Source organism: Aromatoleum anaerobium (assembly GCF_012910705.2).
Taxonomy (GTDB): Bacteria; Pseudomonadota; Gammaproteobacteria; order Burkholderiales; family Rhodocyclaceae; genus Aromatoleum; species Aromatoleum anaerobium.
Map to the genome: position 1 here is coordinate 537,535 of NZ_WTVG02000039.1, position 19,258 is coordinate 556,792.

Annotated in this window: 17 protein-coding genes; 10 read left to right on the plus strand and 7 right to left on the minus strand. The window is 65.4% G+C overall.

Annotated features, from left to right (window positions below; translation table 11 throughout):
- Positions 1-22 precede the first annotated feature (22 nt).
- Entirely contained in the window at positions 23-1,279 is a 1,257-nt protein-coding gene (locus tag GO606_RS14770) for a CaiB/BaiF CoA transferase family protein (RefSeq protein ID WP_169118539.1), read from the plus strand.
- Between the two features lie 181 nt (positions 1,280-1,460).
- Here the strand turns inward: GO606_RS14770 and cysQ are convergent, their stop codons facing one another.
- Positions 1,461-2,234 carry a 3'(2'),5'-bisphosphate nucleotidase CysQ gene (cysQ, locus tag GO606_RS14775; RefSeq protein WP_169118540.1) on the minus strand — a complete coding sequence of 258 codons (774 nt, stop codon included), beginning with the start codon at positions 2,232-2,234 and terminating at the stop codon, positions 1,461-1,463.
- Positions 2,235-3,302: 1,068 nt separating this feature from the next.
- On the opposite strand from cysQ, the gene cysD reads away from it, so the two are divergent.
- The 9 genes from cysD to GO606_RS14820 all read left to right on the plus strand — a co-directional run bounded on the left by cysD (position 3,303) and on the right by GO606_RS14820 (position 11,932).
- Positions 3,303-4,271 carry a sulfate adenylyltransferase subunit CysD gene (gene cysD / locus GO606_RS22000; RefSeq protein WP_169118560.1) on the plus strand — a complete coding sequence of 323 codons (969 nt, stop codon included), beginning with the start codon at positions 3,303-3,305 and terminating at the stop codon, positions 4,269-4,271.
- The gene (cysN, locus tag GO606_RS14785) at positions 4,271-6,184 is read left to right on the plus strand and encodes a sulfate adenylyltransferase subunit CysN (protein ID WP_169118541.1); all 1,914 of its coding nucleotides are present in this window, start codon (positions 4,271-4,273) and stop codon (positions 6,182-6,184) included. The genes cysD and cysN overlap by 1 nt, the downstream gene beginning before the upstream one ends.
- 163 nt (positions 6,185-6,347) lie before the next feature.
- Positions 6,348-7,133, plus strand: a complete 786-nt coding sequence (locus GO606_RS14790; RefSeq protein WP_169118542.1) for a sulfite exporter TauE/SafE family protein — start codon at positions 6,348-6,350, stop codon at positions 7,131-7,133.
- A 73-nt stretch (positions 7,134-7,206) separates the two neighbouring features.
- Complete coding sequence (locus GO606_RS14795; protein ID WP_169118543.1) at positions 7,207-8,316, plus strand: DUF1214 domain-containing protein; 1,110 nt, start codon at positions 7,207-7,209, stop codon at positions 8,314-8,316.
- A complete protein-coding gene (locus GO606_RS14800) occupies positions 8,313-8,906 on the plus strand; it encodes a nuclear transport factor 2 family protein (protein WP_169118544.1) in 594 nt (197 codons plus the stop codon). Before GO606_RS14795 ends, GO606_RS14800 begins: the two co-directional genes overlap by 4 nt.
- Positions 8,903-10,093: a sulfotransferase family protein gene (locus tag GO606_RS14805; RefSeq protein ID WP_211166625.1), complete on the plus strand. Its 1,191-nt coding sequence runs from the start codon at positions 8,903-8,905 to the stop codon at positions 10,091-10,093. Before GO606_RS14800 ends, GO606_RS14805 begins: the two co-directional genes overlap by 4 nt.
- 58 nt (positions 10,094-10,151) lie before the next feature.
- Positions 10,152-10,607 carry a nuclear transport factor 2 family protein gene (locus tag GO606_RS14810; RefSeq protein WP_169118545.1) on the plus strand — a complete coding sequence of 152 codons (456 nt, stop codon included), beginning with the start codon at positions 10,152-10,154 and terminating at the stop codon, positions 10,605-10,607.
- 29 nt (positions 10,608-10,636) lie between these two features.
- Positions 10,637-11,122, plus strand: coding sequence for an SRPBCC domain-containing protein (locus GO606_RS14815; protein ID WP_169118546.1), 486 nt, complete (start codon positions 10,637-10,639; stop codon positions 11,120-11,122).
- Positions 11,123-11,143: 21 nt separating this feature from the next.
- Positions 11,144-11,932, plus strand: coding sequence for an SDR family oxidoreductase (locus tag GO606_RS14820; protein ID WP_169118547.1), 789 nt, complete (start codon positions 11,144-11,146; stop codon positions 11,930-11,932).
- A 134-nt stretch (positions 11,933-12,066) separates the two neighbouring features.
- Here the strand turns inward: GO606_RS14820 and GO606_RS14825 are convergent, their stop codons facing one another.
- The 6 genes from GO606_RS14825 to GO606_RS14850 all read right to left on the minus strand — a co-directional run bounded on the left by GO606_RS14825 (position 12,067) and on the right by GO606_RS14850 (position 19,253).
- Positions 12,067-13,275, minus strand: coding sequence for an MFS transporter (locus tag GO606_RS14825; RefSeq protein ID WP_169118548.1), 1,209 nt, complete (start codon positions 13,273-13,275; stop codon positions 12,067-12,069).
- Positions 13,262-13,642 (minus strand): nuclear transport factor 2 family protein, encoded by a 381-nt coding sequence (locus tag GO606_RS14830; protein WP_169118549.1) that lies wholly within the window; start codon positions 13,640-13,642, stop codon positions 13,262-13,264. Before GO606_RS14830 ends, GO606_RS14825 begins: the two co-directional genes overlap by 14 nt.
- Before the next feature lie 40 nt (positions 13,643-13,682).
- Entirely contained in the window at positions 13,683-14,405 is a 723-nt protein-coding gene (locus tag GO606_RS14835) for an EthD domain-containing protein (protein ID WP_169118550.1), read from the minus strand.
- Positions 14,406-14,569: 164 nt separating this feature from the next.
- On the minus strand, positions 14,570-15,625 hold the full coding sequence (locus GO606_RS14840) for a 2-oxoacid:ferredoxin oxidoreductase subunit beta (protein ID WP_169118551.1): 1,056 nt from the start codon (positions 15,623-15,625) through the stop codon (positions 14,570-14,572).
- Entirely contained in the window at positions 15,622-17,469 is a 1,848-nt protein-coding gene (locus GO606_RS14845) for a 2-oxoacid:acceptor oxidoreductase subunit alpha (RefSeq protein WP_169118552.1), read from the minus strand. The genes GO606_RS14840 and GO606_RS14845 overlap by 4 nt, the downstream gene beginning before the upstream one ends.
- A complete protein-coding gene (locus GO606_RS14850; protein WP_169118553.1) occupies positions 17,466-19,253 on the minus strand; it encodes an FAD-dependent oxidoreductase in 1,788 nt (595 codons plus the stop codon). Before GO606_RS14850 ends, GO606_RS14845 begins: the two co-directional genes overlap by 4 nt.
- Between the last annotated feature and the right edge of the window lie 5 nt (positions 19,254-19,258).

The following is a 19,258-nucleotide window of genomic DNA, read 5'->3' on the forward strand; positions in this document are numbered from 1 at the left end:
GTGCTCTGACCGGAACCACTCCATGCTCAAAACCGACCTCTCCGCCGGCCCGCTCGCCGGGCTGCGCGTCCTCGATCTCTCGACAATGCTCGCCGGCCCCTATGCCGCCACGCTGCTCGGGGACCTCGGCGCCGACGTCATCAAGATCGAATCACACTACGGCGACGAAAGCCGCCACCTCGGCCCGAAACGCGGCGACGAACGCGGCCCCTACCTCAGCCTGAACCGCAGCAAGCGTGATCTGGTGCTCGACCTGCAGCGTGACGAAGCCCAGGCGATCTTCGCCCGCATCGCCGCCACCGCCGACATCCTCGTCACCAACATCCGCGAACCTGCGCTATCGAAACTCGGCCTCGATTACGAGCAAGTCAGGGCGCACAAACCGGACATCATCTGGATCCACGTCACCGCTTTCGGCGCCGACGGACCCTACGCCGGGCGCCCCGGTATCGACTTCCTCGCGCAGGGCTACACCGGCGTGCTCACGCTCAACGGCGACCCCGCCGGCGCCCCGGTGCGCACCGGTTTCCCCGCCGTCGACGTCATGACGTCGCTGCTCGTCAGCAACGCCGCCCTCGCCGCATTACGCGCCCGCGATCTCACGGGAGAAGGCCAGCGCATCGAAGTCTCGCTGCTCGACGCGCTGATGCACGCGCAGGCGAGCTCGATCGGCACCTTCCTCGTGACCGGCGACCGCCCGAAGCGCACCGGCAACCGCAGCCTGTACTTCGCGCCGTCCGGTGTCTATCCGACGAAAGACGGCAAACACGTCGTCATCACTACGCCGGGCGAAAAGTTCTTCGCGAAGGTCTGCCGCGCACTCGACGCCGACTGGGACACCGACCCGCGCTTCCACGACATCCAGGCGCGCCTCGCGAACGAGGACGAGCTCGACCGCGTCATGGCCGAACGCACCCGGCAGTACGAGCGCGACGAGCTCGTCGAAAAGCTTATCGCCGCCGACGTCCTGACCGCACCGATCAACGAAGTCGAAGACGTCATCGAGGACCCGCAGATCCGCCACAACAAGATGATCGTCCCCGTCGACCACCCCGAACTCGGCCGCCTCGACGTCACCGGCATCCCGATCCGCTTCCACGGCACGCCGTGCAGCGTGAGGAAACACCCACCGATGCAGGGCGAGCACACGCGCGAGGTGCTGGGGGAGCTGGGTTATGCGAACGGCGACATCGATGCGCTGATCGACGACGGGCTCGTCGCGGACGTCCCGGAAATGACGCGCAGGCGCGCGGAGCGGAAGGCGAAAAAGACGGCATGACGCCGACGCGTCTTGCTGTCGACGTTTCTTACACCGACGCCCGATGGGCGCATTCTTCGGCGCGTCGGAGAGCATCCGATCAGTCCGAATTGCTGCGATCGTCATACTCGGCGAAGATGGAACAGGCGGCGACGCGTAGGCGCCTTCCCTTCGCACCTCACAGTTTCGCGCCAACAGACTGCTACGCGCCGGCCAGCCCGCTGGCGACGAAGTGCGGGTTGTCCAGGCCCGGCTTGCCGTAGCGCATCTCCCCTCCCCCGATAGCCTGCAGCGAACCTCCCGCGGCGGCCAGTACCGCGTGACCCGCCGCAATGTCCCATTCCATCGTGCGCCCCAGGCGCGGGTAGAGGTCAGCCTCGCCGCTGGCTACCAGACAGATCTTCAGCGACGAGCCGGCGCTCTTGAGGGAGCGGATCTTGCGTGTACCGAGGAAAGCGTCGAGCGCGTGGGCATCGCCATGCGAGCGGCTGGCGACGACGTCGAGGCCGTCGCCGGGCGCGGCGCGGCAGACAATCGGGCGGCGCACACCGTTTTCCTCGACGAAGGCGCCGCAGCCGGCGGCACCGGCGAAGAGCCGGTTCAGCGCCGGAGCCAGGACTACGCCGAGCACCGGCATGCCGTTGTCAATCAGCGCGATATTGACGGTGAATTCGCCGTTGCGGCTGATGAATTCCTTCGTGCCGTCGAGCGGGTCGACCAGCCAGAAGCGTTTGGTCACCTGCGGAACGCGGCCGGCGGCGGCCGCTTCTTCCGAGATCACCGGGATCTGCGGCGCGAGCCGGGTGAGCCTCTCGATGATGAGCGTCTCGGCGCGCTCGTCGGCTTCGGTTACCGGGGAACTGTCGTCCTTGCCGCGTACCGTGAAGTCCGATCCGTACACCTCCAGAACGACCTCGCCGGCCCGGCGGGTGATCGCGATGACCTCTTCGAGCAGCGTGGAAAGTTGCAGCGCCATGACTGAAAACTCCTGATCTTTATCGTTCAAAGGGACTATGCGGAGCAGATGACCTCCGTGCAACAGTACCGATGCGGCACCTGCAGTGAATGCGCAATTGAATGTTTGACAGGGGGCAGCGTGTCGGCAGGAAAGAAGTCGTCAGTCAGCGATCTCAACGCTCGTCGTCGCCGAGCCGTCGAGCTGCGTGTCGCGGGACACACCCTCAAGGCGATCGCGGCCGCGACCGGGCTGACCGCGCCGACCATCATCGCCGCGTACAAGGCCTGGCAGTCCGGAGGATGGGCCGCGGTTCCGGTCAAGGAGCGCGGGCGCAAGAGCGGCGAGGGACGCGTGTTGACGGCCGCGCAGGAGCGGGAAGTCTACCGCCTGCTGATCACGAGCAAACCCGACAGCCAGCGCCTGCCGTTTATGCTTTGGCAGCTCGAAGCGCTGCAGGCCCTGGTGCAGCAGCGCTACTCCCTTGGATTGCCCGCGCGCACCGCGGCGCATTACCTGCAGCGCTGGAGCCTGACGGCAGCGAGGCCGGCCGCGCGGGTCGCCGCTTCGCCGATTTCCGTGCAGCGCTGGTATCGCACCACCTATCGCAGCATCCACGCGCAGAGCCAAGCTGAGAATGGCGAGATCCACTGGATCGACGACACCAGCGTACCCGGTATCGACGGCGGCCTGCGGGCCGGTCTGCTGCGCTCGGTGACCAACCGCGGCAAGGTCCATTGGCTGCCCTACGAGGGCGGCCTGCGTGCGCCGCATCTCGTGGAGTTTTTCGATCGCCTGTCGCGCGGGTCGGAAAAAAAGATCTTCGCGATGCTCGCCGGCATGCAGTGGCAGCGCGCCGCGACCTTCAGCGCGTGGGTCAGCGAGCGGGCCGAGCGGATTCGCCTGTTTCATCTGCCGCAGGCGACGGAGATGCTCAGCGGGGCGCAGATGATGGCAACGCAGATCCGCAATCGCCTCGACGAATCCGCCGCCGCAACCGGACTGTCGGGCGAGGCGCAGACGGTGTCCGCCAGCGCCTCGCCCGACAGTCCGATGCTGACGATGTTGAAGGGGCTGTTAAAACATCAAATGGCGCAAAAGGCGGAAGAGAGACCGCATTACGCTAAATCACGGCAACACAATTCAAAGGACAGCCCGATGACTCTCTCTCACCTTCAGCGGCTCGAGGCGGAAAGCATCCACGCCATGCGCGAGGTTGTGGCCGAGGCCGACAACCCTGTAATGCTTTATTCGATCGGCAAGGACAGCGCCGTGATGCTGCACCTGGCGATGAAAGCCTTCTACCCGGCCAAGCCGCCTTTTCCGCTGCTGCATGTCGACACCACGTGGAAGTTTCACGACATGTACAACTTCCGCGACGAGATGGTGGCCAAGCTCGGCGTCGATCTGCTGACCTACACGAACCCCGAAGGGGTCGCGATGGGGATCAGCCCGTTCAAGCACGGCTCGCAGATCCACACCGACATCATGAAGACCGAGGGCCTCAAGCAGGCCCTTAACAAATACGGCTTCGACGCCGCGTTCGGCGGGGCGCGGCGCGACGAAGAGAAATCCCGCGCGAAGGAGCGCATCTTCTCGTTCCGCTCCGCGCAGCACCGCTGGGACCCGAAGAACCAGCGCCCGGAACTGTGGAAGCTGTACAACACCCGCAAGCTCAAGGGCGAGTCGATCCGCGTGTTCCCCCTGTCGAACTGGACCGAACTGGATATCTGGCAATACATCCACCTCGAGAACATCCCGATCGTGCCGCTGTACTTCGCCGCCCGGCGCCCGGTTGTCGAGCGCGACGGCATGCTGATCATGGTCGATGACGAACGGATGCCGCTCAACCCGGGCGAGGTGCCGATGATGCGCAGCGTGCGCTTCCGCACCCTCGGTTGCTACCCGCTCACCGGAGCAATCGAATCCGAGGCCACCACGCTTCCGCAAATCATCCAGGAAATGCTGCTGGCCAAGACCTCCGAGCGCCAGGGGCGGGTCATCGATCATGACTCGGCGGCATCGATGGAGAAGAAAAAACAAGAGGGGTATTTCTGATGGGACACGTATCCGAGCTGATTGCCGAGGACATCGAGCAATACCTGAAGGTGCACGAGCACAAGAATCTGCTGCGCTTCATCACCTGCGGCAGCGTCGATGATGGCAAGAGCACGCTGATCGGTCGCCTGCTGTACGAGTCGAAGTTGCTCTTCGAGGACCAGATGGAAGCGCTGGAGATCGACTCGAAGAAGGTCGGTACCCAGGGCGGCGAACTGGACTTCGCGCTGCTCCTCGACGGCTTGGCCGCCGAGCGCGAGCAAGGCATCACGATCGATGTGGCCTACCGCTTCTTTTCGACCGAAAGGCGCAAGTTCATCGTTGCCGACACCCCCGGCCATGAGCAGTACACGCGCAACATGATTACCGGCGCCTCGACCGCGGATGTCGCCGTCGTGATGATCGACGCGCGTCGCGGCGTGCTCACGCAGTCGAAGCGGCACAGCTTCCTCGCGTCGCTGATCGGCATCCGCAAGGTGGTGCTGGCGGTCAACAAGATGGACCTGATGGATTATTCGGAGAAGGTGTTCAGGACGATTGTCGACGACTACCGCGCCTTCGCGCGGCAGATCGGCCTCGAGGACATCACTCCGATTCCGATGTCGGCGCTGCGCGGCGACAACATCACGACCCAGAGCGAACGGATGCCCTGGTACCGCGGCACGACGCTGATGGGCTATCTCGAAACCGTCGAAGTTGACGAGACGCGCCAGCAAAAGCTGCCGTTCCGCCTGCCGGTGCAGTGGGTCAATCGACCGAACCTCGATTTCCGCGGCTTTACCGGCACCATTGCCAGCGGCGTGATTCGCCCCGGCGACCGCATCCGTGTGCTCCCTGCAGGACGCGAGAGCCATGTCGCACGCATCGTCACGCTCGACGGAGATCTGCAGCAGGCGGTGGCCGGGCAGTCGGTCACGCTGACGCTCACCGACGAGGTCGACATCAGTCGCGGCGACGTCCTCGCGACCTCGGAGAACCCGGCCGGCGTCGCCGATCAGTTCCAGACCACGATCGTGTGGATGCACGAACAGCCGATGCTCGGCGGCCGCCCTTACCTGATGAAGATCGGCGGCAAGACCGTCACCGCGACGCCGTCGGCTCCCAAACACAAGATCAACGTCAACACGATGGAGCATCTGGCGGCCAAGGAGCTCGCGCTCAACGAAATCGGCGTCGTCAACCTCGCGACCGACCAGTCGATTGCGTTTGACGCCTACCAGGACAATCGCGACACCGGCAGCTTCATCCTCATCGACCGTCTCAGCAACGCCACGGTCGGCGCCGGGATGATCGAGTTCGCGCTGCGCCGCTCGCAGAACATCCACATGCAGCACGTGGACGTGAACAAGAAGGCGCGGGCCGAACAGATGGGGCAAAAGCCGGTGCTGCTGTGGTTTACCGGGCTGTCCGGCGCGGGCAAGTCGGCAATCGCGAACCTGCTGGAGACACGTCTGTATGCGCGCGGCCGGCACACCTATCTGCTCGACGGTGACAACGTGCGGCACGGCCTCAATCGCGATCTCGGCTTCACCGACGCCGATCGCGTCGAGAACATCCGCCGCGTGGCCGAAGTCGCGAAGCTGATGGTGGACGCCGGCCTGATCATCATCACCGCCTTCATCTCGCCGTTCCGCGCCGAGCGCCAGATGGCGCGCAGCCTCGTGGCCGAAGGCGAGTTCATCGAGGTGTTCATCGACACGCCGCTCGCGGTGGCCGAGGAACGTGATCCCAAGGGCCTGTACAAGAAGGTTCGTCGCGGCGAGCTGAAAAATTTCACCGGAATCGACTCGCCTTACGAGGTGCCGACGAATCCTGACATCCACATCGAGACGACGAAGCTGACGGCCGAGGGAGCGGTCGATCGCATCCTCGACGTGCTGATCGAACGGGGCGTCATCGGCAAGGACTTGTGACGTAACAGCCGCGCCCATGAGGTGACGGGCAATCGCGGGCAGCAAACCGCCGAACTGCACGGAGGTTCGCTGCTCCAGCGGAATCTTTCGCTGCGCGCAAATTGGATTACCCGCTGTATCTCGCGCCCACGAAGGGCGCGTCCGATACATACGAGGAGGCAAGTTGGATATCGGATTGAACGCGTTGGCAGGGCTCGTGGTTGGCATCATGGTGGGTGCCACCGGCGTCGGAGGCGGCGCGGTGATGACGCCGTTGCTGGTCCTGCTGATGGGCGTCGCCCCGAACACTGCCGTCGGAACGGATCTGATCTTTGCATCGGTGACGAAGGCGTTCGGCGTCGGCGCCCATCACGCGAAAGGGCGGGTCGATTGGCAGGTCGTACGCCGCCTCGCCGCGGGGAGTCTCCCTGCCGCGATTGCGACCCTGATCTGGCTGCAGTCGATGGAATCGGCCGGAGACCGGCACGGGCTCATCGTGGCCGCCCTCGGCGCCGTTCTCTTGTTCACTGCCGTTGCGATGGCGTCAAAGCCGTTCTTGGCAAAGCTCGGCAAACAGCGGCGGCTCGCGGACCCGACCCGCTTCAAGAAATATCAGCGGCCGCTCACGGTATTCGCAGGCATTGCCCTCGGCTTTCTCGTCACGCTGACATCGATCGGCGCCGGGGCGCTCGGGGCGGTCATGCTCCTGTTCCTTTACCCGCTGAGACTCACCCCCGCAAAGCTGGTCGCGACCGATCTGGCTCACGCGATACCCCTCGCGCTGGTCGCGGGCGCGGGCCATCTCCTCATCGGCAACGTCGACTTCGTGCTGCTCGGCCAACTCCTGCTCGGATCCCTCCCGGGCGTCTGGATCGGCTCTCACCTGGGCGGCAAGTTGCCCGACAACGTCCTGCGGCTCTGCATTGCGCTCGTACTCGGCGGCGTTGGCATGAGGCTGGTCAGCACATGAAAAAGCGCGCGCCATCGACCGACGCATATTCCGTTTGCGCGTAATTCCTTTCTCCCATCAGGAAAATAAAACAATGACATCAGACCCGATCGACGAACACCTGCTGAGCGGCCGGACCTGGGCCGATTTCTGCGATCACTTGAAGCGCTGCGGCGAGCAGATCCTGCGTCCGGAGGCGCCGGCGGACCTGCAGACGCGCGCCGAAGGTTACCGCTACCTGACGCGCTTGCTGCGCATCGGCCTCGAGATGCACATCGAGTTCGCCGACCCGGCGCACCCGGGGTTCTTCAAGACGTCCCACGAAACCGCGAAGATCGGCGCCGACAACCCGGACAATCTCTACGAGTATTCGCGTCTCGATGGACGGCACGAATACCGCATCAGCGGGCACCGGGGCTCGGTGGCGTATCTGAGCTTCGGCACGCAGAAAGGTGGTTATGAAACCGACGGCACGCTGATCCAGACCGGCTTCATCGACGCGAGCCGACTGCAGGTCGAAGCCGACGGCAGCTTCGAGATCTGGCTGAGTCGGACGCCCCGGCCCAGCAACTGGTTGCCGATGGAAGAGGCGACGAACTCGGTGATCGTGCGCCAGACCTTCCTCGACCGCAAAAACGAACAGCCGGCCAAGCTGCATATCGAGCGCGTCGGCACCGTCGAGCCGCCGGCCGCGCTGGACCCTCATGTTCTGCACCGGGCCCTCGGACGGGTCGGCAGCTTCGTCGAGAACACGGCGCGCCTGTTCGCCGACTGGGCGGCCAGTTACCAGCCGAATACGAACCAGCTGCCGCCGGCCGATCAGGCGCTGTGCCAGGCGGTGGGCGGAGATCCGAACATTTTCTATTACCACTCCAGCTGGGCGCTGAACGACGACGAGGCGCTGGTGATCGAGGTCGAGAAGGTGCCGGAGTGCGACTTCTGGAACCTGCAGATCAACAACTACTGGATGGAATCGCTGGACTACCGCCATCACCGCATCTGCATCAACAAGCACGCCGCGCGTTACGACGAGCGCGGGGGCGTGACGCTGATCCTCAGCCGTCAGGACCCCGGCCATCCCAACTGGCTGCAAACCGCCGGACTCAGGCAAGGGACGATGTGCCTGCGCTGGGTCGGCGCCCGACAGTACTGCCATCCCACCACCCGCGTAGTGAAAGTCACCGATCTCCAGGAGGCCCGATGAACACGCCCGCCCATACCCCCGTACTCGGTGTCGACAGCCCGCAAGCCGACGATCTGGCGCAGCAGATCAGGGCGTTGCAGGCCGAGGTGCAGGCGCTGAAGGACATCGAGGAAATCCGCCGCCTCAAGTACGCGTACTTCCGTGGCATCGACAGTGCGGATCTCGAGCTGCTGCGCGAGGTGATGCATCCCGACATCACCGCGCATCTCGTCGGCGGCGGCTACGAATGGAAGCTCGCCGGGCGCGACCAGTACCTCGAAGCCATCGGCAACGGCTTCAACAGCGAGGTCATCGCGCAGCACAACGGCCACCACCCCGAGATCCGTCTCGTCAGCCCGACCGAGGCCGAAGGCACGTGGTACCTGCACGACAACTTCTACAACCTGCGCGAAAAGCTCTTCACGACCGGCACCGCGTTCTATCACGACCGCTACGTCAGGGTGGACGGCAAGTGGCTGCTGCGCAGCACCGGATACAGGCGTCATTACGAGTTCGTCGAGAAAATCGACAGGATGCCGAACATCACCGCCCATTACCTCGCCCAGCACGGCCGCAAGGTGAAAACCACCGATCCTCAGGAGACCCGATGAACATGCCCGCCCCGACCCCCGCACTCAGCGTGGAGAACCTGCTCGAGTGCGCCAGCGCCGCCGCCGGCGGCTTGCGCAACTTCGGCTCGGACAACTACCGCGAAGCGCTCGGGGTGCTGCTCGCGGCCCTGGCCGAGGAGGCCTGCCTGTCGCCCCAGGGGCAGCAAATGCTGCACGACAAGCTGGTGTCCCAGTTGGTCAACCGCCTCGTGATGGAGGACTACCTCGCCCGCCATCCCGAAATCCTGCAGCAGCCGATCGAGGATCCGCTCGTGATCGTCGGCCTGCCGCGCACCGGCACGACGATGCTGCAGCGCACGCTGGCGGTCGACCCCCGGCTGTATTCGGCTGCTTGGTGGGAAACCCGCTATCCGGCGCCGCTCGAGGGCGAGAGCTTGGCCGAGCCGCGCCGACGCCTCGAGCTCGCGTGCGCCGAGGTCGAGATGATGCGGCAGGTCATTCCGCAGATCCTCGCGATCCACCCGCTGGACGCGATGCTCGCCGACGAGGAATTCATGCTCATGGAGCACTCGTTCATGTGCGCGATGGATGCGTACGTCAATGTGCCAAGCTACACCCGCTGGCTCGACGGGCAGGACCAGCGTCCGGTGTACATGCAGCTCAAGAAGATGCTGCAGTTCCTGCAGTGGCAAAAGACCCGGCGAGGCGTTCCCGCCGCGCAGCGCTGGCTGCTCAAGGCCCCGCAGCATCTGCACACCCTGGAGCTGCTGCTCGAGGTGTTCCCGAAGGCGCAGATCATCCTGACCCACCGCGACCCGGCCAAGACGATTCCGTCGATGGCCAGCATGGCCCACACGCTGTGGCAGATGTACAGCGACGAGCCCGATCCGAGGGTCGTCGGCGAGCAGTGGAACAGCCGCATGGCGCGGGCGATCCGGCATGCGATGCAGGTGCGCGATCAGACAGCGCCGGAGCGCTTTCTCGACATCCGTTTCGAGGACACCGTGCGCAACCCGCTCGGCGTGCTGGAGGCGGTGTATGCGTTTGCCGGCATACCGTTCACCGAGGAGGTCCGCGGCGCGATGCAGCAGTGGCTCGCGAACAACACGCGGGAGACGCGCGCCGCGCACGATTACAGCCTCGAGCGCTTCGGCCTCAGCGAGCAGCAGATGGAGCGCGATTACGCCGACTACCGCCGGCGTCATATCGCCGAAGCCGCGGCCTGACGGCATGCCTCGGCACCCGAAGTCCCATAGCCAGAAGCCATAACAGGAGACAACAACCATGCTGGACCTCGAAGCCATCGAGCGCATCAAGCAGCTCAAGGCCCGCTATCTACGGGCGATCGACACCTGCAACATCGAAATGCTGCGGGGCATCCTCACCGAGGACGTCGTGCTGTCGTTCAAGAGCCCGGCGTACGAGCACCGTGTCAGCGGTCTGGACGCGGCGCTCGACTTCTACCGCGCGTCCTTCACCCCTACCCGGCTCGCGATGCACAACGGCCACACGCCGGAAATCGAGGTCCACGGCGACGAAGCCAGCGGCCTGTGGTACCTGAACTACGTGTTCATCAACCTCGAGGACAAGACCCACCTCAACGGCGCCGCGATCTACGAGGACCGCTACGTCAAGGTCGACGGCGAGTGGCGCATTGCCCGCACCGGCTACACCACGCTGCTCGAAACCATCGAACCGCTGCGCGAGAGCCTGCAGATCATCTCGAAGCCGATCAACTGAGCCACCACCGCGATTTCAGGGAGCCAGCTATGGCGAAAGCAGAAAATATCGTGACCTCGATCACCGTCGAGATCGATGTGCCGGCGGCGCTCGTCTGGGAAGTGCTCACCGACCTGCCCAACTACGCGACCTGGAACAGCTTCTGCCCCGGCATCGAGTCGACGCTGCGGATCGGCGATCCGGTGCGGATGCAGGTCCGGGTGCCGGGAACCGACAGGACGGAGCCGGTCCACGAGTACCTCGTGGCCTTCGAGCCCGAACAGTTGCTTTCCTGGGAACAGTACCCGGTGCCGGAGAACAAGGATGCCGCGCGCCGTGACCAGTACATCCAGGCCCTGGGGCCGAACCGTTGCAGCTACTTCACCACCGACATCTTCCTCGGCGTCAACGCCGACAAGATCATGGCCGAGCACGGCGCGTGGGTGAAGGAAGGTTTCGACAACGTCGCCCGCGACCTTAAACGCTATGCCGAGGCGCTCTACACCCGGCGGGCCCGAATCGAGCCCGCCCAATAACCACAGGAAGGACAACAACAGATGCTGCTCAAAGACAAAGTCGTGATCGTTTCCGGTATCGGTCCCGGACTCGGCGTGAAGATGGCCGTTCTGGCCGCCCAGGAGGGGGCCAAGGGCGTGGTCCTGGCCGCGCGCACCGCCGCCAAGCTGGACGACGCCGAACGCGCGATCCGCGAGGCCGACCTGGCGACCCCCGTGCTCAAGCTGCCGACCGACATCAGCCGCAAGGGCGATTGCGAACGCCTCGCGGCGCAAACGGTAGAGCGCTTCGGACAGATCGACGCGCTGATCAACTCGGCCTATCTGCACGATTTCGGACCGGTCGAAAGCTCCGATATGGACGACTGGCGCCGGCTGATGGAGGTCAATCTCTACGGCAGCATGAACATGACCTATGCCGTGCTGCCGCAGATGAAGCGGCAGCGCAGCGGCAGCATCGTCATGGTCAACACGATGGCCACGCGCAAGCCCTATTCACCGGAAGCCGGCTATGCGGTTTCGAAGGGCGCGCTGAGCACGGCCGCGCAGTACCTCGCGGGGGATCTCGGCCAATACGGCATTCGCGTCAATTCCACCTATATGGGATGGATGTGGGGCGCCTCGCTCAAGGACTACTTCGAGCGCCAGGCCAGCCAGTCGGGAGTCAGCGTCGAGTCGCTGAAAGCCGAGTTGGCCAAGGACATTCCGCTGCGGGAAATCCCGGAAGACGGGGAATGCGCCAAGGCGGTCATCTTCCTCGCCTCCGATTACGCGAAGGTGATCACCGGCGCCCAGCTCGACGTCAACGGCGGCCACTTCCTGCCGTACTGAGGCGGCGAAAGAGAGCTCGCGATGGCCGGCTCGGGAGGAGTCTCCCCGGGCCGAGCCAGACCTCCGCATGACGCGCCGGCCGAGGCGCAGTATCGCGATGAATCGGTGTAGCGGCGCGAGGCGCCGCAATACGCTCAACGACGGGTGTCGGCGATCAACCGTCCGAGCGCGATCGCGATCAGCGACACCGCCGCGGCCACGTAGCCGACAGTGTCGAAGCCTTGCAGGCTGCCGTCGGCCGCGCGCTCGATGACGGAGCCGGTGAAGAGCGCGCCCGCCCCCATGCCGAGCTGCGTGACGACGCCGTTCCACATCATGAATGCGCCGCGCGACGCCGGTGCGGGCACTTCGGACAGCAGCGCGAGCGCCGGCACCCAGCGCGCATAGACGACGACGAAGAACACCCAGCCGAGCGCGAGCGCCGCACCGAGCGGCAGGCGCGGCGCGTCGGTGACGAGCAGGATCGCGGCGGCCGACAGCAGCATCGCGAGCGCGAACACCGTGCAGCGGCCGTGGCGGTCGGCGAGCCGGCCCGCGAGCGGCGACGTGAAGAAGCTCAGCGCGCCGGCGCCGAGATAGACGAGCGGCAACTCGCTTTCGGCGATGCCGACGTTGCCGACCCAGTACGGCGCGACGTAGGCGACGACCGCATACGCCGAGAACGTCACCGCAAAGGTCAGCGCGAACGCGGTCGCGGAGCGGCGTGCCGTGAACGCGGCCGCCACGCTATCGGCACGCGACGTCGCGAGCTCGCGGGCGTGCGGCAGCGCCGGCACGTGTCGCGCAACGCCGTACGCTGCGACGACCGACAGCAGCGCGAGCGCGGCGAAAACGCTGCGCCAGCCGAGCGCCGACGCGAGCGCGAGGCCGAGCGGCACGCCGAGCACCGCCGCGAGCGCGTGGCCGGTCATCACGCGACCGATCGCGGATGCGCGGCGTTCCGGCGGGACCGCATCGGCGACGATCGTCTGGATCATCGCCGACAGCACGCCGCCGCTGATGCCGGCGAGCAGCCGCGCGGCGAAGAGCGCGTCGGCGCTGCCTGCCGACGCCGTCAGCAGCAGCGACAGCAGGAAGCCGCAGTAGACGATACGCAGTAGCCTGCGGCGGTCGAAGCGGTCGATGACGCTGCCGACGACGACACCGGCGATGCCGGCACTGACGGTATAAGCGAACACGAGCGCGCCGAGCCCGCTTGCGGGCATGCCGAAGGCGCGGATGAAGTGCGAGCCGAGCGGCATCATGATCATGAAGTCGATCAGATGCGTCATATGTACGACCCGCAGCACGGCGATCAGGCGGCGCGGGTCACCCCGCAAGCCGCCCGGTTCAGTGAGGGGCATTCCCCGCGGCGGGCGAAACGTCGTCGGGCGCCCAGTAGGCCCTCATCGCACGGATCTTCAAGGCGTCATCCAACTCGATCACCTCGATCACCGCGATTCGGATGCCGCCGTCGGGGGTGTCGGCGAGAACGTCGAACGCCATCGCGGCGGCATTGCCGTGCGAGGCACGGATCGGCGCCACGAGTTCGATGTGCGCCCGCATCGCTACCGCCTTGTCGTAGAACGCTGTAATCGCGTCGCGGCCGCGCACGACCATGCCGCCGCCGACAGGGTCTTCGATGGTGGCGTCATCGGCGTAAAGCGCGACGACCTTCTGCACATCGCCGGCGTTGAGACCTTCGATCATGCGTTCGAGCACGCTGCGCATCTGCCGGAATCTCGTCACCGGAATTCTCTCCACGCTGTTTTCATGCGCCGACCCCGCCCTGCGCCATGACGACATACTGGCTGGTCTGTACCACGTCGAGCTTGTCGAAGTCGATGAAACGTGCACAACTTTCGCGCATGATCGCCTCGTTGCGGCGGTATTTGTCCTCGTCGCCGGCTGCGTCATAGAACGCCTGCAGGTTGCCGAAGGCGGCAGGCGGAAAGCCTTCCTCGACGATGGCGTCATAGCGCGGCGCATCGAAGGTGAGCGCGCGGGTGACGACGTTCTGCACGTAGAGGAAGGTGTCCTGCGTGTCGATCGCGACCTGCGTATGCGAGCCGAGCCAGATGTCCAGCCAGGCTTCACGATTGACGCGCGGCGGGCGCCGGAACATTGCGATCTGTGCAAAACCTTCGGTGCGCTCGCCGGGCTTCGGCGGGTAGCGACGGTTGACGATAGGATGCGACTCGGTGACGAGGTAGGCTGCGAAACGACTGACAAATGGTACGACCGCATCGTCGAAGGGCCGGCGCCGATCCTCGTTGGCCGAGTGCAGCCACACCGAAATCAACGCTTCCATTGGGGGGCGTGTCGACTGGAAGTTGGGCGCGGCATCGCGAACCGACTCGTCAGCGATATTGAGCTGCAGACCAAGCGCCCCCCGTTCGACAAATTTTGGCGCAAGCTCGCGGCGCAAACGTTCGCCGAATTCGGCGAGCTCCACACGGGGATCGCGCCACAGCACGTAGATGACCTTTTCCATCACGACTCTCCAAGAAAACCCTGATCGGGGGGCGTTTCGGGCATGTTTGCCGAAAGAAGCCGGTTTATCCGCGGATGCTGCAGCATGGGACTGCCCGCGGAGTTGATTGACCCGCCGCTCACACGCGACGGGGATTGCTTGCCGCCGGAGGGGGGGCGCACTGCTTACATCAAAGCATCGTTCAGCGCGTGGAGCGCCTTGCTGCCCGGGCAAAGATAGGCGTCGCCGAGCTGGTTCAGCGGCTTTTCGACCGTGTTGAGGTGGCTGTGCATGTCCTGCGCGCTGCTGTCGACATACAGCAGGCCGGTGACGATCTCGCCGAGCGCCTGGCGTTCCTGCAGGTGGTTGATCGCGCCGATGCGGTCCGACGGGTCGTAGTCGATGTCGAGCTTGCGCAGATGCAGGATCGAACCGTCGTGCTGCACGATGCGGCGCAGCGAACCCGGCGGATATGATGCCTCGATCGGATCACGTGGCAGGATCACTTCGACGCGGTTGACCGCTTCGTTGTGCTGGCGCACGTAGTCGTAGCTGCGCGTCGAGCCGCTGTGGTTGTTGAAGGTCACGCACGGGCTCAGCACGTCGATCAGCGCCGGGCCGTTGTGGCACAGCGCGCCCTTGATCAGCGGCACGAGCTGCTCCTTGTCGCCGGAGAAGCTGCGCGCGACGTAGGTGGCGCCGAGCTGCAGCGCGAGCGCCGCGAGGTCGATCGGGCTGTCGCTGTTGAGGACGCCTTTCTTGCTCTTCGAGCCCTTGTCGGCGGTCGCCGAGAACTGGCCTTTGGTCAGGCCATACACGCCGTTGTTCTCGACGATGTAGGTCATGTTCACGCCGCGGCGCATCGCGTGGGCGAACTGGCCGATGCCGATCGACGCCGAGTCGCCGTCGCCCGACACGCCCAGGTAGATCAGGTTGCGGTTGGCGAGCGCAGCCCCGGTGAGCACCGACGGCATGCGCCCGTGCACCGAGTTGAAGCCGTGCGAGTTGCCGAGGAAGTAGTCGGGCGTCTTCGACGAGCAGCCGATGCCGGAGAGCTTGGCGACCTTGTGCGGCTCGATGTCGAGGTCGAAGCACGCCTGCACGATCGCGGCGCTGATCGAGTCGTGGCCGCAGCCGGCACACAGCGTCGAGATCGCCCCTTCGTAGTCGCGGCGCGTGTAGCCGAGCGCGTTACGCGGCGCGTCGGCGCTGAGGAGTTTCGGTTTGGCGAGATAGGTCATGAGGCCACCTTGCGGATCGGACTGATTTTGCGCTCGGACAGGGCATCGGCGATCCGGCCGCTGATGAAGCGCGCGGTGATCGGCGAGCCGTCGTAATGCAGCACGCGCACGAGCTTCTTCGGGTCGATCTCGCCTTCGTTGATCAAGAGCGAACGCAGCTGCCCGCTCTCGTTCTGCTCGACGACGAACACCTGCTCGTGCTCGGCGATGAACTGCATGATCTCGTCGCAGAACGGGAAGCCGCATACGCGCAAGGTGTCGACGTGGATGCCGTCGGCTTCGAGCAGCGCGCTCGCCTCGGCCATCGCGGGACTCGTCGAGCCGAAGTGGATCGCACCGAAGCGCGTCGGCTGCGAGGCCGCGTGCAGCACCGGGGCCGGCACGAGGTTTTTTGCGGTGTCGAATTTCCTCCGCAGCCGCTCCATGTTGTAGACGTAGTCGGCGCCCGACTCGCTGTACTTCGCGTACGCGTTGCGCGTCGTGCCGCGCGTGAAGTACGCGCCTTTGGTCGGATGGGTGCCGGGAATCGTCCGGTACGGGATGCCGTCGCCATCGACGTCTAGATAGCGGCCGAAGTCCTTGCCCGCTTCGAGCTCTTCGTAGGTCATCAGCTTGCCGCGGTCGTAGCGGCGGCTGTCGTCCCAGTCGAACGGCTTGCACAGCGATTCGTTCATGCCCATGTCGAGGTCGGACAGCACGAACACCGGCGTCTGCAGGCGGTCGGCGAGATCGAAGGCGAGCGCGCCGAACGTGAAGCATTCGTACGGGTTTTCCGGGAACAGCAGCACGTGGCGCGTGTCGCCGTGCGACGCGTACGCGCAGGCCAGGAGATCGGACTGCTGCGTCTTCGTCGGCATGCCGGTCGACGGGCTGCCGCGCTGCACGTCGAAGATCACCGCCGGAATCTCGGCGAAATACGCCAGGCCGAAGAATTCCTGCATCAGCGAGATGCCGGGGCCGGAGGTCGCGGTGAAAGCGCGCGCGCCGTTCCACGCCGCACCGATGACCATGCCGATCGACGCGAGCTCGTCTTCGGCCTGCACCGCGGCGTAGCGCGCGTGGCCGCTGTCGGGGTCGGTGCGGTACTTGCGGCAGTAGCTCGTGAAGGATTCGATGACCGACGTCGAGGGCGTGATCGGGTACCAGCCCGCCACGGTCGCGCCGCCATACACCGCGCCCAGGCCGCACGCGCTGTTGCCGTCGATGAAGATGCGCTCGCCTACGGCGTCGGCGCGCCGGATCGTCAGGCCGATCGGGTGCGGCAGGTGCTCGCGCACATAGTCGTAGCCGAGGCGCAGCGCATGGATGTTGGCCTGGATCAGCGGATCCTTGCCGCGGTAGCGATCGACGATGAGCGCTTCGGCGACGGCGAACTCCATGTCGAGCAGCGCGATCAGGGCGCCGACGTACATGACGTTCTTGAACAGCTGGCGCTGGCGCGGATCGGTGTATTCGCGGTTGCAGATCGCCGTCAGCGGCACGCCGAGCACGGTGATGTCGTCGCGGAACTTCGACGCGGGAAGCGGCTTCGTCGAGTCGTAGAAGAGGTAACCGCCGGCATCGAGGCTCGCGACGTCGCGGTCCCAGGTCTGCGGGTTCATCGCGATCATCATGTCGCAGCCGCCGCGTGCGCCGAGCCAGCCGGCTTCGGACACGCGCACCTCGTACCAGGTCGGCAACCCCTGGATGTTCGACGGGAAGATGTTGCGCGGCGCGACCGGCACGCCCATGCGCATCACCGCCCGCGCGAACAGTTCGTTGGCCGAGGCCGAACCCGAACCGTTGACGTTCGCGAACTTGATGACGAAGTCGTTGATGCTGGCGATCGATTGTGCGCTTGTCATGACCTGGGCGCCTCCGCTCCGGCTTGTGCTACGTCGATAGTGAATTTCTGCATGTCCCACGCCCCGGTCGGGCAGCGCTCGGCGCACATGCCGCAGTGCAGGCAGACGTTCTCGTCCTTGACCATCACCCGCCCGGTCTTGAGCCCTTCGGCGAGATACAGCGCCTGCTCCCGGTTCTTCGCCGGCGCCTTGAGCCGTCCGCGCAGCTCGTCCTCTTCGCCGTTGGCAGTGAACGTGATGCATTCGGTCGGGCAGATGTCGACACAGGCGTCGCACTCGATGCACAGCTTCGGCGTGAACACCGTCGCGACGTCGCAGTTGAGGCAGCGCTCGGTCTCGCCGCATGCGAGCTTCAAGTCGTAGCCGAGTTCGAATTCGAGCTTGATGTCCTTCAACGCCTCCTCGAGCGTCTTCACCGGCACCTTGCGCCGCGCTTCCTCGGACACGTGGTTGTCGTAGCTCCACTCGTGGATGCCCATTTTCTGGCTGACGAGGTTCACCAGCGGCCCGGGGCGCTGGGTCAGCGGTTCGTTGCGGCAGAAGAGGTCGATCGAGATCGCCGCTTCGTGGCCCTGCGCAACCGCGGTGATGATGTTCTTCGGTCCCAGCGCCGCGTCGCCGCCGAAGAACACGCGCGGCAGCGTCGATTGCAGCGTCTTCGCATCGAGCACCGGCATGCCATGGCGGTCGAACTCGACGCCGATGTCGCGCTCGATCCACGTGAAGGCGTTTTCCTGGCCGATCGCGAGCAGCACCTCGTCGCATTCCCTATGCACGTCGGGCTCGCCGGTCGGCACCAGCGAACGGCGCCCGGCGGCGTCGTATTCGGCCTGCACCTTCTCGAACAGCACCCCCGTGAGGCGCCCGTTGTCGTGCGTGAAGGCCTTCTGCACGAGGTAGTTGTGGATCGGGATGCCTTCGTGGATCGCGTCCTCCTTCTCCCACGGCGAGGCTTTCATCTCGTCGAAACCGCTGCGGACGACGACATGCACGTCCTCGCCGCCGAGGCGCCGCGCCGAACGGCAGCAGTCCATCGCAGTGTTGCCGCCGCCGAGCACGATGACGCGCCGGGCGATCTTCGTCACGTGGCCGAACGCGACGTTGGCGAGCCAGTCGATGCCGACATGGATGTGTGCTGCGGCCTCCTTGCGGCCCGGCAGGTCGGCGTCGCGCCCGCGCGGCGCGCCGGTGCCGACGAACACCGCGTCCCAGTTGCCGGCGAGGAGTTCACGCAGGCTGCCGATCCATTCATTCTGGCGCAGCTCGACGTCGAGCCCGGCGACATAGCCGCACTCCTCGTCGATGACGCTGTCGGGCAGGCGGAATTTCGGGATCTGGCTGCGCATCATGCCGCCGGCCGACTGGCCGCTGTCGAACACGGTGACGCTGTAGCCCTGCACCGCCAGATCGCGCGCGACCGTCAGCGAAGCGGGACCGGCGCCGACGCAGGCGATGCGCTTGCCGTTCTTCACCGTCGGCGCTTTCGGCAGCAGTTCGTGGATGTCTTCCTTGAAATCGGCCGCGACGCGCTTCAGGCGGCAGATCGCCACCGGTTCCTTGTCGACGCGCCCGCGCCGGCACGCCGGCTCACAGGGGCGGTCGCAGACGCGGCCGAGAATGCCGGGGAACACGTTCGAGCGCCAGTTGAGCAGGTACGCGGCGGCGAAATCGCCTGCTGCGATCTGGCGAATGTATTCGGGGACGGGGGTATGGGCCGGACAGGCCCACTGGCAGTCGACGACCTTGTGCAGGTAGTCGGGCGCGCTGATGTCGGTCGGTTTCAAGGGCG

Bases quoted from the DNA above. Each gene is read 5' to 3' on its own strand.
- GO606_RS14770 (WP_169118539.1), top strand. From the start codon at position 23: ATGCTCAAAACCGACCTCTCCGCCGGCCCGCTCGCCGGGCTGCGCGTC.
- cysQ (WP_169118540.1), bottom strand. From the start codon at position 2,234: ATGGCGCTGCAACTTTCCACGCTGCTCGAAGAGGTCATCGCGATCACC.
- cysD (WP_169118560.1), top strand. From the start codon at position 3,303: ATGGCGCAAAAGGCGGAAGAGAGACCGCATTACGCTAAATCACGGCAA.
- cysN (WP_169118541.1), top strand. From the start codon at position 4,271: ATGGGACACGTATCCGAGCTGATTGCCGAGGACATCGAGCAATACCTG.
- GO606_RS14795 (WP_169118543.1), top strand. From the start codon at position 7,207: ATGACATCAGACCCGATCGACGAACACCTGCTGAGCGGCCGGACCTGG.
- GO606_RS14800 (WP_169118544.1), top strand. From the start codon at position 8,313: ATGAACACGCCCGCCCATACCCCCGTACTCGGTGTCGACAGCCCGCAA.
- GO606_RS14805 (WP_211166625.1), top strand. From the start codon at position 8,903: ATGAACATGCCCGCCCCGACCCCCGCACTCAGCGTGGAGAACCTGCTC.
- GO606_RS14810 (WP_169118545.1), top strand. From the start codon at position 10,152: ATGCTGGACCTCGAAGCCATCGAGCGCATCAAGCAGCTCAAGGCCCGC.
- GO606_RS14815 (WP_169118546.1), top strand. From the start codon at position 10,637: ATGGCGAAAGCAGAAAATATCGTGACCTCGATCACCGTCGAGATCGAT.
- GO606_RS14820 (WP_169118547.1), top strand. From the start codon at position 11,144: ATGCTGCTCAAAGACAAAGTCGTGATCGTTTCCGGTATCGGTCCCGGA.
- GO606_RS14825 (WP_169118548.1), bottom strand. From the start codon at position 13,275: ATGCCCCTCACTGAACCGGGCGGCTTGCGGGGTGACCCGCGCCGCCTG.
- GO606_RS14830 (WP_169118549.1), bottom strand. From the start codon at position 13,642: ATGCGCAGCGTGCTCGAACGCATGATCGAAGGTCTCAACGCCGGCGAT.
- GO606_RS14835 (WP_169118550.1), bottom strand. From the start codon at position 14,405: ATGGAAAAGGTCATCTACGTGCTGTGGCGCGATCCCCGTGTGGAGCTC.
- GO606_RS14840 (WP_169118551.1), bottom strand. From the start codon at position 15,625: ATGACCTATCTCGCCAAACCGAAACTCCTCAGCGCCGACGCGCCGCGT.
- GO606_RS14845 (WP_169118552.1), bottom strand. From the start codon at position 17,469: ATGACAAGCGCACAATCGATCGCCAGCATCAACGACTTCGTCATCAAG.